This window comes from Idiomarina abyssalis (assembly GCF_019797805.1).
Taxonomy (GTDB): domain Bacteria; phylum Pseudomonadota; class Gammaproteobacteria; order Enterobacterales; family Alteromonadaceae; genus Idiomarina; species Idiomarina abyssalis.
The window spans coordinates 1,055,929-1,071,934 of record NZ_CP081832.1; the positions used below are offsets into that span (position 1 = coordinate 1,055,929).

The window sequence follows — 16,006 nt, forward strand, 5'->3', positions numbered from 1 at the left end:
GTATGACTATAAAGGATGTCTCCTTTGAAAGAGACCGCCCCGATGTGTGTGGCGATGCTCACCCAAAGGCGTTATTGAAAGCAATTCAGGAAGATGGTGATTACCTGCTGAAACTATCAAATCAGCATGTGGTATCTGCTGACCAGTTTTCGCAGCTGGGTATGTTGCAGTTGTTTCGACTTGCCGCTAAATACGAGGCTAACCCGCGTCGATTCAGTACATCACTGCAGGGAAAGATTTTAATTAGTGCCTTTTATGAACCCAGCACCCGCACACGGTTATCCTTTGAAAGTGCCTGGCATCGATTGGGCGGCGACATTATGTCCATTACTGATCGTTCCACGACAGGTATCGCTAAAGGTGAGTGCTTGTCTGATGTTGCTGAAATGTTCAACAACTACGGTGACTGTGTTGTCTTGCGTGACAACAACGAAACCTCATTAGAAGAGATGATCGACTCGCTGCGCATCCCCATTATTAACGCGGGCAATGGCTCAGACGAGCATCCGACTCAAGCATTAGCCGATATGTACGCACTGTTTAAGTGGCGTCCTGACCTGGTGACTGATGAAGCCGATAAAGCTCCGATAAAAATTGGCATTATTGGGGTGCCGGATAAAATGCGAACGGTGCGCAGCTTCATAAAATGTTTGGTTAAGTTTCCTAAGGCTATTGATGAAATTGTCATTATTCATGATGAAGAGTCTTCTACCCAATTGTTTGGAGAAGAGCAAAAAGAGCAGATTGAGCAGGCCGGAATTAGAATTCGTACCACTCGGGATTTAGAGCAGGTATTACCAGAACTCGATGTGGTTTATATCAACGCCATTTCGTGGGAAGGTGATACCTTTAGTACTTACGGTAGTGAGTTTCACTTAACGACGCAGTCACCGCTAAAAGACAGCGCCATTATTTTACACCCATTAGCACGCGGTCAGGAATTATCGACCGATCTCGACTCCACCCCCCATAACTGGTATTTCAGCCAGGCCCGGGGAGCGGTGTTTTTACGTATGGCGCTTTTGACCTGTATGGTGCAGCGAGCTGAGCGCGTCATTGATGTCGTCTGATACGAGGAAAAGCAAAGAATGTGCGGAATTGCTGGCGTTTTTCATCATCAAACGGAAAGAGCGATTGAACCCCAAACTCTGGTGAATATGGCGGCGATAATGCATCATCGCGGTCCTGATGGGTTTGGTTACGAAGTACAACAAGATTATGGCGTGGGATTCAGTCACGCCCGCTTATCTATTATTGACCTGGACGAAAAAAGAGGTCGTCAGCCGTTTTTGTCAGCCGACAAACAACTGATGCTGACTCACAACGGTGAGTTTTACGATTTTAAACGTATTCGTGCGGACTTAACCGCTCGTGGCGCACGCTTTAACAGTAAAAGTGACTCTGAGATTGTCCTGCATTTGTTTGAGCGTTACGGTCTGGAAGACACGCTAAAAGAGCTTCGGGGAGAGTTTGCTTTTGGTTTGTTTGATGCCGAAGACGAAAGCCTCTATTTAGTACGTGACCGTTTTGGAATTAAGCCTCTGTACTGGACAGAAACAGAACATGGGGTTGTGTTTGGATCTGAGCTGAAAGTGTTATTTTCTCACCCGGATGTTAAGCGGGAGTTTTCAGCCGAAGGTTTATACCACCAGTTAATTCAGGTCATGGTGCCGGGTTCTACGGCTTTTGAAGGTATTAATCAGGTTCAGCCCGGTTATGTGGTTAAGCTACAACGAAAAGACGGCAAGGTGGTTGCGACCGAGCATAAGTACTGGGATGTCGACTTTCCGCCTGAAGAAAGCTATCCGGGCGCCGATGTCGATGAAGAATCTTATATAGAAGGTGTTCGTGCTAAATTACTGGAAGCTGTTCAGCATCGTATGACAGCTGACGTACCTGTCGGGTGCTATCTGTCCGGAGGTATTGATTCATGCGCAATTCTTGGTCTGGCATCGGCATCAACTCAAACTTCAGTAAAAGCTTTTACCATTGGGTTTGACTCTGATGACTATGATGAAACACCAATAGCACAAGAAATGGCGGAGGCGACACAGGCCGACCACCATATTATGCGGCTGAAGGCCGATGACCTGTATGACCATTTCGTGAAAACGCTATGGCACACCGAACGCACCATTTACAACACCCTGGGTGTTGCTAAGTACCTTATGAGTAAAGAGGTGCATGAGTCCGGTTATAAGGTTGTGATGACAGGCGAAGGGTCGGATGAACTCTTTGCCGGTTACCCGGCGTTCCGTAAAGATATGTTTTTGCATGGCTTAGATCACTTGCCAGAAGTTGAGCGGGTTGAATGGCAGGAGTTGCTGGAAAAAAATAATAAGCTCTTTAAAGGCGCTATGTTGGCCCGCGAAGAGTTTGTCAGCGACGCTTTTAACCAGAAAATGGGCTTTACTCCGAGCTGTGTGCAGCCTTGGCTGTCTTGTTCTTCGGTAGCCTTGCCGCTCATGTCAGAGAGTAAACGGCAACAAGTTGAGGGCTATGATCCCAGCACGGCGATTGCTGATACGTTGGACAAGAACATGCTCGATGGCCGTCACCCGCTCGACAGAGCCCAGTATGTATGGATAAAAACCATGCTGGAAGGGCAAATACTGACCTGGGGTGGTGACCGCGTTGACATGGCTAACTCAATGGAGGCGCGCCCCGCATTTTTGGATCACCATTTAGCGGAATACGCATTCACGGTTCCACCGCATTTACGTATTAAAGGCAATAAAGAAAAGTATGTGTTGCGCGAGGCGATGAAAGGCTTGCTTCCGGAAACGCTATATAAGCGAGAGAAGTTTGCCTTTATGGCACCTCCGGCGCATACGGATCCGGAAAAGTGGAAAGCGGTAGAGAAGCTGGCTGAGCAATTTCTGAGTGAAGATGCGGTTAAGTCAGCTGGTTTGCTCGATTACAGCGAAGTGGTTAAGACCTTTGAGCGACATCAGGATGAAAACGTTCCGAATGAAGAGCGTGTGCAGCTTGATGCGGTCATAAATCATATGTTGGGTGTTCAGGTACTGCACCACCACTTTGTGGCCACTGACGTACCTAAACAAGCAGAACAGCGAGCCAGAGAACTCGGCTGGACTGCCTAATTTTCAGCTTTTAATCTCCGGTGACTGCAGGAATGTAGTCACCGTAACCTTCTTCTTCCATATCTTCTAAAGGAATAAAGCGCAGTGCCGCTGAATTCATACAGTATCTCAGTCCAGTTGGCTGAGGGCCATCTGTAAATACATGACCAATGTGAGAGTCTGCCTTACGACTGCGAATTTCAGTACGCGTGTAAAACCAACTATTGTCTTCTTTTTCAACAACGGCGTTCGGTGTTATTGGTTTTGTGAAACTTGGCCAGCCAGTACCGGATTCATATTTATCCGCTGAAGAGAAAAGCGGTTCACCACTGACAACATCAACATAAATGCCTTGTCGCTCATTATCCCAATAAGGGTTATCAAAAGCAGGTTCGGTGGCGTCCTCTTGCGTAACCGCGTATTGAATGTCCGTTAAACGCTCTTTTAACTCCTTGTCACTGGGTTTAGTGTAACTTTGCTCGGTGTTTTCACGCTCGCCGGCTGGGTTGTCGTTGGTGAATTGTTGGTAGTCAACGTCGGAGGTGTCTCCCCAGTGTTTTTCTACAAAGTCGTAGCGTCCCGAGTTATAGGTGTAAATACGATAACGAACAGGGTTCTTGTCGTAGTAATTTTGGTGATACTCTTCTGCCGGATAAAAACTTTTCAGCGGTGTTATTTCTATAACGACCGGCTCAGAAAAAGGGCCGTTTTTATCGAGCCACTCACGTGACTGCATGGCGATGCGTTTTTGCTCGTCATTATGATAGAAGATAGCGGGACGGTATTGCTCGCCACGATCAACGAACTGTCCCTGGTTATCCGTAGGGTCACTTATGCGCCAGAGTTTCTGCAGTAAAGCAGCGTAACTGATAATATCCGGGTTATAGTAGATTTGTGCTGCTTCGGTGTGACCTGTTTGCCCTCCGGCAACTTGCTCATAAGTTGGGTTAGCTTCATTACCGCCACTGTATCCGGATACAACTTCACGAACACCGGGCATTTTTTCGAAAGCCTCTTCGACACACCAAAAACAGCCACCGGCAAAAGTCGCGATTTTTTCATTTTTTTGCTTTGTTGGCTCATTATTCTGTGCCATGCTGAAACAAGATAGTAACAAACTGGTAATAACAATTATTAGGCGAAATGACATTGTATTCTCCAACTTCAGACGGTATGTAGTTATAGACTATTCAACATGAAAAAGATTACTTGGTTCGTTTTTATTTTTAGCCTTAGCTGTCAATCTGCCGTTGCTGTTCAGCAGTCAGATGAAGAAGATGAGGGCATGTGGCTGGATCAGTTTCGCAGCGGCCTGGGATCATCTGTCGATGCCACAGCACGTTGGTTTGACGGATTATTTGGTGATGAAAGTATAGGTCGGTACGAACGTTCGTACGGACGGCTGTCGGTGGCGCCTCAGTGGGACCAGTATGACGGCTTTGAAGTGAAGTCACGTTTTAGAGCGCGAGTGGCGCTGCCTAAGCTAAAAGAAAACTTTTCAGCCTTTATTGGCCGAGTGGATGAAAACGAATTTCTGGATGATGATTCAGCAGGCAGGCCTTCTGTTATTCGCTCACCGCAGTCTGATGAAGAATGGCTGGTGGGTCTGGGTTTTGACCCGGAAATTAATGAGGCTCATAGAATGTCATACAGCATTGGTATTCGCGGGGGGTTACGCTTTGATACCTACGCCCGGGCGCGTTATATGACGGGTTTTGTTTTTTCTGATAACCAACAAGTTCGTACTCAGTCTTCCGTTTTCTGGAGGGACAGCGACGGTTTCGGCGTTGCACAACGGGTCGATTACGAAGCCACGTTAACCGATACCTGGCTTGTTCGCTGGGCCTCGATAGGAACCTTTGCCGAAGAAACTCATGGACTGCGCTGGAGCAGCACGGCACGTCTGTATCACCTTTATGGTGAGGATAAAGCCTGGGCAACTGAAACCTGGATAGAGGGCAATACGGATCATGCTGTGCCTATTCAGGACTATGGCGTACGTTTTCTAAATCGCCAGCGCTACTTGCGTGAATGGTTTTTTGCCGAAGCCTGGGTTGGCTACCACTGGCCTCGTAGCGAAGTTACAGAGCAACGCAGTGGCCAGTGGTTAGTCGGTATTGAGTTTGAAGTTCACTTTGGAACCGATAACGCCTACATGCCCGATCCGGAAAAACGTAAATCAAGCACCAGCGGATCATGGTCTGAAGAACGGAAGGGGCCGTCAGAAAAGTACGTCTCATCACGATAGTCGTAAACCCATGGCTCATCTGCGTTAAAGGGTAAGTGGTAAACTCCCTTAACCTTACTTTCCAGCGAATTGGCTACAAAGATATGATCCAGGGAACCCGCCTGACTGTCATATACATAAGAGTAATCTGTAGCATCCGAAGGGTTATGGAAGCCATTTTCACTAAAGTAGCGAATAGGGTCTTCATGGTAATAAGCGTTGAAGTCGCCTAATAACACCGGGCTTGCTAATGACTCTTCAGAAATCCATGCCAGCAGCTGCTGGGATGATTTAAGACGTAAGTCATTCCAACAGGCCTGGCCATCGTTCTTATTGCTATTAGGACTGTCAGAGTCTTCCGGACAGCTGCCTTTCGACTTAAAGTGATTAACAATGACGCTGAATTCGCTATCTGTGTTTCTATCAATAAAACGCTGTGCTAGTGGTGGTCTGCTGCCCCATGAAAATGGGCCCTGACGAGTGAGGAGTGCGTGTGAACTCGGCTTAACCCGTTTGGGTTGATAAATAATACCAACGGTAATTTGATCCGTACCAATTTTTTCAGCCCGGGGCTCAGCAACTTCGTACTCTTTGCCGGAAGCTTTTTCCAGTGCTTCGACCAGTTGGAATATAGCACTACGCTCACCAAAGCCATCGTTTTCGAGTTCCATCAAACCGACAATGTCAGCATCAAGAGCGGTTAATGCGGCAACAATTTTTTGCAACTGACGTTTCATTTGCTCCTTATTGTCTGCACCTCTTGGTGTGGGGAAGCCCTGGCCTGAACCATTTCCGTTAAAGAAGTTGAGAACGTTAAAGCTTGCAATTCGCACAGAATCATTGGCTTTTTCAGGTAACTGAGGCTGTTTGGATGAACTCTCTAACGTTAAATCTTCAGTTGGCTGAACTCTATACGCATTATTGAACTGACTGATGATACCGCTAAAACTGGCTATAGTGGCTCCTGAACGTAAGCTGTTTTGTTTGCCGTGCCAAAGGTTTGAAAAAGGTAAAGGGCTGGGTTCAACGACATTGCTGTTATCGTCCACCTGAAGTCGATTCAATTGGTTTTCTTCAGCTTGACGTTTAGCGTCCTGGCCCGGCATAACGATTTGTGTTGGTGTCCATAAACGACCAGAAGACACGTCAAAATAGCCATGGCGTGGATAGTTATAATGCCCTGATATTGTTAACTCATTAGCTGAGGAGGCAGATAGCTTTACCGGCATACCTTCTAAAGCTTCTAACTCAGCCAGCGATTGAACCGGCAGTTTTAAGTCGGTTATGCCCGGGAGCGACTCGGCGTCACCACAAGTTGTTATACTCGATATATCAACCAAAGACGTTAACTGCGAGCGCTCGGTGACCTTACCGGTTAGCTGCACTTGTTCACCGATATCGACACTGGAATGATGCTTTTCTGTAACGGCAAATAAGCCTTCTGAGGTAGCAGGGTTATCATCCATATCCTCAGCAAAGCTGTGTATGAAAAAGCCGCTAAGCTGCTCATCGGTTTGCCAACTAGCCGTTACAATGCCGCGCACGGTGACTTGTTGGTCAATTAGACTGGACTGTTCGTTTTCCCCTTGAATTTGGGCTATAGGGGTAACTTCATTTTCATTGTCACAAATATCAGCAACCGCTGCGCCCGAGAAAAAGAGAACCGGTAGCAGAGTAAATAGTTGTTTATTCATTTTAATTATCCAGTTTGTGATAGCTTCCAACTTCGAGCACGGGCGCTGCGTCCAGACGTTCTGCGTCCATCATATTGGCAATTCTTTGCATCGATGAAAGCAATAGCGATTGCTCCCACTCGTCCAATGCCTGAAATTTCTCAATAAAATCTTCCTGAAGGGGTTGAGGTGCTTTTTCTAGTAAATTTAAGCCCTGTTCAGTAAGGTACAGAGAAACCCGGCGTTTATCCTGTTCACTTCGGTGTCTGTGGATGAGGTTACGGTGTTCCAGACGTTCGATAACATTCGAAACAGTAGCGGGACTTAAATTGATATTCTGCGCAACTTTACTGGCCGTAATGCCATTTGCGGCATTAATTTCACGTAAAATGAGCAGCTGAGGTCCTGTTAATCCGGAATATTTGTTGAGTTGTTTAGAATATAAGTCGATTGCACGAATGACTTTCCTAAGTGCCAGTAGTAACTCTTCATACTTTTCCATAGTTTCCCCGAAACCAACTAGTACCGTGGAGCTGACAGGTCAGTACGGCGAATTTGAACCACAACACCCAGCTTAGGGTGATCAAAGTAATGTGTCTCGTGACTGATAACCCGTCTTAACTGTGAGAAATAGAAACTACGCAGATACGGTGTTTGTTCGTTTGCGTTGTTTAAGGCCAGCGATGCCTGCGTTTCGATGTCGTTGGCGAGTTGTTTTATTTTGTCTTTTTCACGCAGATTAAATTCGCCATCAATATGCAGGTAATTACCAACCAGGAAAATATCGATGAGTCCATCGAACTCCCACGCCAGGCTGGGGTGGCCTGCTGCTATTAAAGGAGGACGTACCGGTGTTCTTTCGTTTAACGGATTAAAAGGTTCTGAGCCTTGCTCTATAGCCGACAAAAGGTACTCAATATTATCCATCCGCTGTTTCTGGCTGGCGTTTGATAATGGCGTAGTAAGTTCTTCTTGTTCTCTTGGAAAGCCATTGTAGAAAAACGTTTCGCTGTAGTTTTTGCCGCCATAGAGTCGAAACTTACGACTTTCGCCACGTTTAAAAACGGGTTGGCGCCAGGCCAGGTGAAGTAACGGTTTACCTTGACCTTTGCGCTCCAACTCTTCACTAACAGGCGTTAGCTCTAAAACGTCTTTTGGCATTAAAAAAGGTTGTGAAGCTGTCTGAATGTCACCACCAGGGCCGTCAATGACAACCTCAGTATTACTGAGCTCTGACAACGCATGAACTGGGGCAAAAGGGTTCCCGGTAATGGGTATCCATTGGTCTTCGTTTTCATATTGGCAAGCAATATCAATTTGCCACTGATTATCTGAAAGTGGCTCGCAAACCGGCAAAGCGCTGCGTAGGCGGCGGTTCTGTAGGCTATGGTAACTGGTCAGCAAATCCCGGCTTTGATTAACGGCTATTGGTTGTATGGTCAAAGGAAAAGTCTCACCGGACTGGTCGGTGATGGTCTGTTTAAAGACCAGAACTTCAACTTCAAACCAGCGCCAGTAGTCTTTATCAGACTGAGCTACCGCATCAACAGAAACTAATGTCATTAGTGCTGTTGTTAAACCCAGTACCGATTTTAATCCACGATGAACCAGCGCCATTTATTCACTCCTGTGTTACGCCGCCTGAGATTGTTCTGCAAACTCTTCTAACAGAGACTCTACCAGTTTTAACCGACTTTGAGTATCTTCCAGTGACTGACTTAAACGTAAACGGTTCGGGCCATCCAGTTTGTAGTAATTGGGCGCTTTTTGAATCAACCCTATAATAATTTCCGGGTTAATTTTTGTATCGTCGGCAAACTCAATAATGCCGCCCTGATTACCAATATCAATTTTACGGATACCCAAATGCTCGGCATTATTACGCAGTTGTGTTTGGCGCATCAAGTTCTTGGCTGCGTCCGGAAGTAGCCCAAAACGGTCAATTAATTCCACCTGCAAATCATCCAGTTCTTTACTGGTTTCACAGTTGGCTATTCGTTTGTACAAGCTTAAACGGTTATTAACGTCTGGTATGTAAGCTTCAGGTAAAAGCGCCGGAAGTTTTAAGTCAATCTCAGCACGTTCATGCAGCAGTTGCGCAAGAGCGGGTTCTTTACCTTCTTTTAAGGCTTTAACCGCTTGCTCCAGCATGTCCATGTATAGAGTAAAACCAATGCTTTCAATTTGGCCGCTTTGATCGTCTCCAAGTAGCTCACCGGCACCACGAATTTCTAAGTCGTGAGTTGCGAGCATAAAGCCCGCGCCCAGATCTTCAAGCTGAGAAATGGCTTCGAGGCGCTTGTGTGCGTCTTTGGTCATGCGTTTGGGGTGTGGCGTCAATAAGTACGCATAAGCCTGATGATGGGAGCGTCCAACGCGGCCCCGCAGCTGGTGCATCTGTGCCAGACCCAGGTGATCAGCCCTGTCCATAATAATGGTGTTGGCGCTGGGTATATCGATACCGGTTTCAATAATGGTGGTACAAACCAGCACATTAAAGCGCTGATGATAGAAGTCCGACATGATGCGTTCCAGATCACGCTCACGCATTTGTCCGTGAGCAACCACAACACGGGCTTCCGGAACCAGGGTTTCAATATCGGCCGCGGTTTTTTCAATAGTGTCGACATTATTGTGTAAGAAATAAACCTGACCACCGCGCAGAATCTCACGTAATATGGCTTCCCGAACCGTTGGCTCGTCGTATTCGCGGACAAAGGTTTTTACTGCCAGTCGCTTAGCTGGTGGCGTGGCTATAATTGACAGGTCACGAATGTTGTTCATGGCCATATTCAGGGTACGTGGAATAGGCGTAGCTGTTAGCGTCAGAATATCTACGTCAGCGCGCAGGCGTTTAATCGTGTCTTTTTGTCTTACACCAAAGCGATGTTCTTCGTCGACAATGAGCAGACCTAAGTCATGACACTTAACATTGTCTTGCAGTAACTTGTGCGTACCAATAACAATATCGACTTTGCCGTTAGATAAATCTTCAAGAATGCCTTTCGACTGTTTTGCGGTTTTAAAGCGTGAGAGCACTTCAACCCGAATGGCCTGATCAGCAAAACGGTCGCTAAAGTTCTCATAATGTTGCTGGGCCAGCAGGGTGGTTGGAACCAGCACCATCACTTGTTTACCTTCATTAACGGCAATAAAGGCCGCGCGCATGGCCACTTCGGTTTTACCAAAGCCCACGTCGCCGCATACCAACCGGTCCATTGCCCGTGGCTGTTGCATATCCTGTTTCACAGCATCAATTGCGGCCTGCTGGTCAATGGTTTCTTCAAACGGAAAGCCGGCGGCAAAACGTTGGTAGTCTTCTTCGTTAATATTAAATGCATAGCCGGGCTTAGCTTCACGACGGGCGTAAATATCGAGCAGTTCAGCCGCAACGTCTCGCACTTTTTCTGCAGCACGTTTTTTGGCTTTTTCCCAACTGTCATTACCCAGTTTATTTAAAGGTGCATGGCTTTCTTCACCGCCACTGTAGCGGCTTAAAACATTCAGGTTAGCGACCGGAACATAAAGTTTGGCGCCACCTGCGTACTCAATGGTGACAAATTCCGTGGTGACATTACCGGCATCGAGAGTCGTCAACCCCTGATAGCGGCCAACGCCGTGGTCCAGGTGAACAACCGGCTGACCGGCCTGCAGTTCTGCTAAATTGCGAATGAGCGTATCGGCGCTGACAGTGGCTTTTTGCTGGCGTCGGCGGCTTTGTACCACGCGGTTACCAAACAGTTCAGTTTCGGTAATAAACCAGAGTTTGGCATCGGGTAAATAAAACGAGTTAATAATGGGGCTGATAATTAAGCCGACTTGTTTGGTCGGACACTCTTCAAGACCTGAGCAAAGCGTAACCGGAAAACCGAGCTTGCTGACAATTTCACGCAGAGCTTCACGACGGCCTGCGCTCTCAGCGGAAAGCAGAACCTTGTCGTTATTTGCTAACGCCTGTTCTAATTTGGTTTTCAGTTTGGCAAAAGGCTGTTTTTGCTGGTGATCCGCAGCTATTTCTGTAACGGCTTCTGTCAGAAACGGTGTCGGCCCGGGTTGTGCCATTTCTGCCGGTACGTTGGCTCGCACTCGACGGTACTGCTTGAAACCAGCGTGAATATTATCGACCGGAAGAAACAGTTCATTAGGGTGTAACAATGGCCGTAACGGATCAAACTGGCGTTGATCGTAGCGATGATTAATATCCTGCCAGAGGCGCTCCAGGCTTGCCTGAATATTGCCGAAGGTAACCAGTACGGTGTCGTCCGGAAGATAATCAAATAAGCTTGCTGTTTCTTCAAAAAATAGTGGGAGATAGTATTCAATCCCGCCGGGTAACTGACCCTTACTGACTTGCTGATAGACCGATTCGCGTTCAGTACTTGCTTCAAAGTGTTCGCGGTAGTTTGCGCGGAAGCGTTCAATTGCCGTTTTGGTTAACGGGAACTCGTGCGCGGGCAGTAAATTAATGCCCTCTATAGGGTCTTTCGATAGCTGAGTTTCCGGGTCAAAAGGCCTGATACTATCAACTTCGTCATCGAAAAAATCGAGCCGGTATGGGGTCTGGCTGCCCATAGGATAAAGGTCCAAGATTGACCCCCGGGCGCTGAATTCACCATGTTCCATAACCTGGTTTACGTGGCGGTAACCTGCATTTTCCAATTGCTGCCGCAGCTTCAAGCTGTCGAGTTGCTGGCCTTTCTCAATTTGTAGTGCTTGACCCTGAACAAAAGACGTTGGTGCAATGCGGTGGAGCAAGGTATTAATACTGACAATCAGTGCGCCACGCTTAGCTTCCGGAAGGCGTGCTAACACACGCAAACGATCAGATATAATGTCCTGATGCGGAGAAAAGCTGTCGTAAGGCAGCGTTTCCCAGTCAGGGAAAAGCGTTATGTCGTCATGATACTCGGTGTGTTCACCGGCAAAATATTTAATTTCCTGTTCTAATCGGTAGGCCTGGTTAGCATCTGCAGTAACAATTAGCACCCGCCCCGGAGTCGCATCAATTAGCTTAGCAATGGCCAGTGCAGGGGCACTGCCGTGCAGTTCCTGCCAGGTGAGATCTTTATTCGCTGCCGGTGGGAAAGGGGGTCTTAATACAGATGCCTTAGTCATGACTACTCAACTGGTTTGGAAAAACGTCGGTATTATACCGAAATCAATCAGGATTTGGATGACAAGGAGTCGCTTTCTTTTTGTTCCCTGCGCTGTTTTGAACGTTCTTTAAGCTGGCGGCTTTGGGCATGAAGGCTGGCACGAATCAAGAGTTCCTGATCTTCCTCCCGAATTTGAGCAAAGCTAAGAGTGCAAAGGTAAGTATCACCATTTTCTTCAGGCTCTGACTTTTCAGCTCTCAGGTAGCAGTAAATTGCCAGAGCTTCTTCTTTGAAGAACAATTTGGCCTGGAACGTCTGGTCTTCTGTTAATGGCGAGTCATTGACAATACGAATGCCGCCGCCGCCATATTCAACACCCTCAAACCGGTATTTGGGGTCATCCTCATTACGGAGCATATAACCGAGTAATATGTTCATACGCTTGTGCTGCTGCTCAAGAAAAGCGACCAGCGCGCTGCCTGACGACTGTTCAACTTTAATGCTTTGCAGTTGTTGCTGATCACTTTCAGCCATACTGGATGCAATAGTAAACAGTTCCGGGATCTCGGCAATAAACGCGTCTTCGTCCGGTATATTGTCAGCCGAATCTAGCGCAATTAAATTGACCGGGAAGTGATCTCTTACCGTGAAGAAATCTCCTATTGGCGATGTCATTGATGTCTGCGATTGCGTCATTGTTTCGGCTTTTAGTTGTCAGGCTCAATACAACTCATTATCCTTGCTCGTTATGAATTAGCAACCATCAAATAATTGAGGGTATATGTTTCAGCCGGTTGTGCTGTTTATTGGCCTGCGTTACAGCCGGGCAAGGCAGGGCTCTGCCTTTACGGCATTTATTAACCGCTTTGCTTTTGCAGGTATTGCGCTGGGCGTAATGGCGCTAGTGGTTGTTATGTCGGTTATGAATGGCTTTGAAGGACAGTTGAAAAGCCGCATTTTAGGTGCCGTGCCCCAGGTCACTGTAACGGATCCGGACAGTAGCACGCAGCTAAGCAACTGGCAGGAGGTTCAACAACAACTGCCTGAACTGGCGACAATAAAGGGTTCTGTCCCTTTTGTACAAACGCAGGGCATACTGCAAATATCGGATAAAATGTCCGTTGCCAATATACAGGGCGTCTACCCGGACAAGGGCGCATTGCCGCCTTCACTTATCGACAAGATGGTTGCCGGCAACTGGGAAAGTCTGGAGCCCGGAAGCTACCACTTGGTTATTGGTCAGCGGCTGGCACAAAAACAAGGTATCGCCCCGGGTGATACTGTCAGAGTGATTGCCGCGCAGGGTGGCGTTTACACACCCTTTGGACTGGTACCTTCGCAACGTCGCTTTGTCGTCAGTGGTTTATTCGCTATGGGCTCCGAAGTTGATGAGTCGGTTGTGTTCGCCCACGGTGACGACCTGGCGCGATTAATCCGTCTTCCCGAAGGCAAAGTGACCGGCCTGCAGCTGTTTCTAAAAGATGCCTTTGATGCCCCACAAGTTGCTCAAACCCTGCGTAATCAAACCGAGTTAAGTGTTGATGACTGGCGCCAAAGTTATGGGCAGTTGTTTGAGGCTGTTGGCATGGAAAAACGCATGATGTGGCTAATGCTGGCCTTGATCATTGCTGTGGCTGCATTTAATACATTGTCTGCCCTGGTTATGGTCATAAATGATAAGCGCCATGACATTGCCATACTGCAAACACTGGGTTTATCTAACGGCCGTATTCGCACGGTTTTCTTACTTCAGGGGCTTTATAACGGCGTTCTTGGGTCTTTGTTAGGTATTATTTTAGGACTTCTTTTGAGTTGGTATTTAAATGACATTCTGGATTTATTCGGGGCTCATATAGTTTCAGGCACCGAGGAAGGCTTACCTATTATCATCAACCTTTTCCAGGTTACTGCTACGGCTGTTGCTGCAATTCTGTTAACTCTGGTGGCAACATTATACCCGGCTTCACAGGCAGCTCATGTTCAACCATCGGAGGCATTACGCTATGACTGACGCGCTGTTGCGTTGCTCAAAACTGAGTAAATCGTATCAGGACGGTAATAATGAAGTGACCGTTTTAAAAGATATAGACTTTAGCCTTCAGGCTGGCGAGATGGTGGCTGTAGTCGGAACCTCCGGCTCGGGGAAAAGTACTTTGCTGCACTTGTTGGGGGGCTTGGATAAAGCTTCCGGCGGACAATTGTTTTATAAAACTGATGAAATGACGCACTGGAAAGCCGACAAACTGGCGCAGTGGCGTAATCAGAACCTTGGGTTTGTGTATCAATTCCACCATTTGCTGCCCGAGTTTTCGGCACTGGAAAATGTCGCAATGCCGCAAATGATAGCGGGTAAAAGTCCGGCCGAGGCAAAGCAGCAGGCAAAGCAATTACTGGCAAGGGTAGGTTTAGAGCATAGATTATCTCATCGGCCTGCGCAGTTGTCGGGGGGAGAACGTCAGCGGGTCGCTATTGCCCGGGCTTTTGTGAATAAACCGCAAATTGTGCTTGCTGACGAGCCTACCGGTAATCTCGACGGCGAGGCCGCAGAGAGTATTTATCAATTAATGCTGGAGTTGAATAAAGAAACCAACACGGCTTTTATTGTGGTAACCCATGATTTGCATCTGGCAGAGCAACTGCAGCGTGTCGAAGTCTTGAAGAACGGTGTTTTGCATAAGGAAGAAGACTAATGCGGCTTGCCTGGTTAATTGCCCGTCGCTTTCGTCAGGGAACAGCGAAGCAAGGCTTCTTGTCGTTTATATCGGCATCATCAACTATTGGTATTGCCCTTGGGTGTGCAGTATTAATTGCAGCACTGTCAATGATGAATGGCTTCAACCAGGTGTTACAGAATAAGCTCTTAGCGGTTGTACCTCAGATTGAATACAGTGCCGTTGAGGGGGCTTTGGATGACTGGGAGCTAGTGGCAGAAATTGCTGAGCGGAACCCTCAGGTTGTTGCTACCGCACCGGGCGTCAATGCCACGGTAATGGTACAAACCCAGTCGACATTTCATGGCATTCAGGTTCGGGGCGTTTCGGCAGAGCATGAACAAAAAGTTTCTTCTTTATCGGACTACGTCAGTAAGGAAGACTGGCAGCGCTGGCAGCAAAAGGGCGGCTTGCTATTAGGTGCCGGGTTGGCGGAAAAACTGGAGCTAAAAGTAGGCGACTCGGTTTCGTTGTTAACCCCCGAAAAATCGGAACGAGGTTTTCGCTCTCCCGAGCGTGTCAGGCTGCAAGTGACGGGGCTTTTTCAGTTTGGTGGGCAAATTGATTACCACAACGCTTACGTTTCACTCGATACAGCGATAAATGAGCTGGATTTTGCCCGCGATGTCAGTTCTGTCCGATTGCGGGTAAAAGATGTGTTTTCTGCGCCGGCTGTGGCCAGACAAGTGGGTAATGAACTGCCTGAACTGGTGTACCTTGACGACTGGACGCGAAGTCACGGGCATTTGTATCGCGATATTGAACTTGTGCGCTGGGTGGTCTATCTCGTTCTCATTCTGGTTATGGCGGTTGCCTGTTTTAACATTGTATCGACGTTAATTATGACGGTCGCCAAAAAACGCAGCCAAATCGCAATGCTGAAAACCTTGGGTATGAAAGACAAAACCTTATTGCAGTCTTTTGTTCTGCAGGGTGTTATGAACGGGTTGTATGGCGTTGTTATCGGGTGTGTTTGCGGAATACTGCTGGCCCAATTTTTACCCAGTATTATGTTGACGCTGGAAACCTGGTTTAATTTTGATGTGCTTTCCAGCGATATCTACTTTGTCGGTGAAGTGCCTTCTGAATGGATTTGGTCGGATGTTTTTCTGGTGGCGGGGGTAGCACTACTAATGAGCTTGCTTGCGACTCTTTATCCGGCCTGGAGAGCAGTGAAAGTTGAACCGGCTAAAGCTTTACACCAAAGCATTTAATT

12 protein-coding genes are annotated in these 16,006 nt (G+C 47.4%); 6 read left to right on the forward strand and 6 right to left on the reverse strand.

Features of this window, described 5'->3' with window-relative positions; all coding sequences use genetic code 11:
• Window positions 1-2: 2 nt before the first annotated feature.
• Together K5X84_RS04990 and asnB are read left to right on the forward strand one after the other, a co-directional pair.
• Window positions 3-1,070 (forward strand): aspartate/ornithine carbamoyltransferase family protein, encoded by a 1,068-nt coding sequence (locus K5X84_RS04990; protein ID WP_054487324.1) that lies wholly within the window; start codon window positions 3-5, stop codon window positions 1,068-1,070.
• Between the two features lie 18 nt (window positions 1,071-1,088).
• Window positions 1,089-3,104: an asparagine synthase (glutamine-hydrolyzing) gene (asnB, locus tag K5X84_RS04995; protein ID WP_222236825.1), complete on the forward strand. Its 2,016-nt coding sequence runs from the start codon at window positions 1,089-1,091 to the stop codon at window positions 3,102-3,104.
• A 10-nt stretch (window positions 3,105-3,114) separates the two neighbouring features.
• Here the strand turns inward: asnB and msrB are convergent, their stop codons facing one another.
• Window positions 3,115-4,233 (reverse strand): peptide-methionine (R)-S-oxide reductase MsrB, encoded by a 1,119-nt coding sequence (msrB, locus tag K5X84_RS05000; RefSeq protein WP_222236826.1) that lies wholly within the window; start codon window positions 4,231-4,233, stop codon window positions 3,115-3,117.
• A 45-nt stretch (window positions 4,234-4,278) separates the two neighbouring features.
• On the opposite strand from msrB, the gene K5X84_RS05005 reads away from it, so the two are divergent.
• Entirely contained in the window at window positions 4,279-5,331 is a 1,053-nt protein-coding gene (locus K5X84_RS05005) for a hypothetical protein (protein ID WP_222236827.1), read from the forward strand.
• Here K5X84_RS05005 and K5X84_RS05010 read toward each other — a convergent pair.
• The 5 genes from K5X84_RS05010 to K5X84_RS05030 are packed head-to-tail and all read right to left on the reverse strand — an operon-like array spanning window position 5,235 to window position 12,775.
• Complete coding sequence (locus K5X84_RS05010; RefSeq protein WP_222236828.1) at window positions 5,235-7,004, reverse strand: ExeM/NucH family extracellular endonuclease; 1,770 nt, start codon at window positions 7,002-7,004, stop codon at window positions 5,235-5,237. The two genes, K5X84_RS05005 and K5X84_RS05010, sit on opposite strands and share 97 nt — an antisense overlap.
• Before the next feature lies 1 nt (window position 7,005).
• Complete coding sequence (locus K5X84_RS05015; protein WP_054487334.1) at window positions 7,006-7,485, reverse strand: MarR family winged helix-turn-helix transcriptional regulator; 480 nt, start codon at window positions 7,483-7,485, stop codon at window positions 7,006-7,008.
• Between the two features lie 17 nt (window positions 7,486-7,502).
• On the reverse strand, window positions 7,503-8,600 hold the full coding sequence (locus tag K5X84_RS05020) for a CsiV family protein (protein WP_222236829.1): 1,098 nt from the start codon (window positions 8,598-8,600) through the stop codon (window positions 7,503-7,505).
• A gap of 15 nt (window positions 8,601-8,615) precedes the next feature.
• Window positions 8,616-12,098, reverse strand: coding sequence for a transcription-repair coupling factor (mfd, locus tag K5X84_RS05025; RefSeq protein WP_222236830.1), 3,483 nt, complete (start codon window positions 12,096-12,098; stop codon window positions 8,616-8,618).
• 47 nt (window positions 12,099-12,145) lie between these two features.
• Window positions 12,146-12,775, reverse strand: coding sequence for a PilZ domain-containing protein (locus tag K5X84_RS05030; RefSeq protein WP_222236831.1), 630 nt, complete (start codon window positions 12,773-12,775; stop codon window positions 12,146-12,148).
• 85 nt (window positions 12,776-12,860) lie between these two features.
• On the opposite strand from K5X84_RS05030, the gene K5X84_RS05035 reads away from it, so the two are divergent.
• The 3 genes from K5X84_RS05035 to K5X84_RS05045 are packed head-to-tail and all read left to right on the forward strand — an operon-like array spanning window position 12,861 to window position 16,004.
• Complete coding sequence (locus K5X84_RS05035; protein WP_222236832.1) at window positions 12,861-14,090, forward strand: lipoprotein-releasing ABC transporter permease subunit; 1,230 nt, start codon at window positions 12,861-12,863, stop codon at window positions 14,088-14,090.
• Entirely contained in the window at window positions 14,083-14,769 is a 687-nt protein-coding gene (lolD, locus tag K5X84_RS05040) for a lipoprotein-releasing ABC transporter ATP-binding protein LolD (RefSeq protein ID WP_222236833.1), read from the forward strand. The genes K5X84_RS05035 and lolD overlap by 8 nt, the downstream gene beginning before the upstream one ends.
• Window positions 14,769-16,004 carry a lipoprotein-releasing ABC transporter permease subunit gene (locus tag K5X84_RS05045; RefSeq protein WP_222236834.1) on the forward strand — a complete coding sequence of 412 codons (1,236 nt, stop codon included), beginning with the start codon at window positions 14,769-14,771 and terminating at the stop codon, window positions 16,002-16,004. The genes lolD and K5X84_RS05045 overlap by 1 nt, the downstream gene beginning before the upstream one ends.
• The last annotated feature ends 2 nt before the right edge of the window (window positions 16,005-16,006 follow it).

Excerpts from the sequence above, each read along its gene's own strand:
- msrB (WP_222236826.1), bottom strand. The coding sequence starts at position 4,233 with ATGTCATTTCGCCTAATAATTGTTATTACCAGTTTGTTACTATCTTGT.
- K5X84_RS04990 (WP_054487324.1), top strand. The coding sequence starts at position 3 with ATGACTATAAAGGATGTCTCCTTTGAAAGAGACCGCCCCGATGTGTGT.
- lolD (WP_222236833.1), top strand. The coding sequence starts at position 14,083 with ATGACTGACGCGCTGTTGCGTTGCTCAAAACTGAGTAAATCGTATCAG.
- asnB (WP_222236825.1), top strand. The coding sequence starts at position 1,089 with ATGTGCGGAATTGCTGGCGTTTTTCATCATCAAACGGAAAGAGCGATT.
- K5X84_RS05015 (WP_054487334.1), bottom strand. The coding sequence starts at position 7,485 with ATGGAAAAGTATGAAGAGTTACTACTGGCACTTAGGAAAGTCATTCGT.
- K5X84_RS05035 (WP_222236832.1), top strand. The coding sequence starts at position 12,861 with ATGTTTCAGCCGGTTGTGCTGTTTATTGGCCTGCGTTACAGCCGGGCA.
- mfd (WP_222236830.1), bottom strand. The coding sequence starts at position 12,098 with ATGACTAAGGCATCTGTATTAAGACCCCCTTTCCCACCGGCAGCGAAT.
- K5X84_RS05045 (WP_222236834.1), top strand. The coding sequence starts at position 14,769 with ATGCGGCTTGCCTGGTTAATTGCCCGTCGCTTTCGTCAGGGAACAGCG.
- K5X84_RS05030 (WP_222236831.1), bottom strand. The coding sequence starts at position 12,775 with ATGACGCAATCGCAGACATCAATGACATCGCCAATAGGAGATTTCTTC.
- K5X84_RS05010 (WP_222236828.1), bottom strand. The coding sequence starts at position 7,004 with ATGAATAAACAACTATTTACTCTGCTACCGGTTCTCTTTTTCTCGGGC.
- K5X84_RS05005 (WP_222236827.1), top strand. The coding sequence starts at position 4,279 with ATGAAAAAGATTACTTGGTTCGTTTTTATTTTTAGCCTTAGCTGTCAA.
- K5X84_RS05020 (WP_222236829.1), bottom strand. The coding sequence starts at position 8,600 with ATGGCGCTGGTTCATCGTGGATTAAAATCGGTACTGGGTTTAACAACA.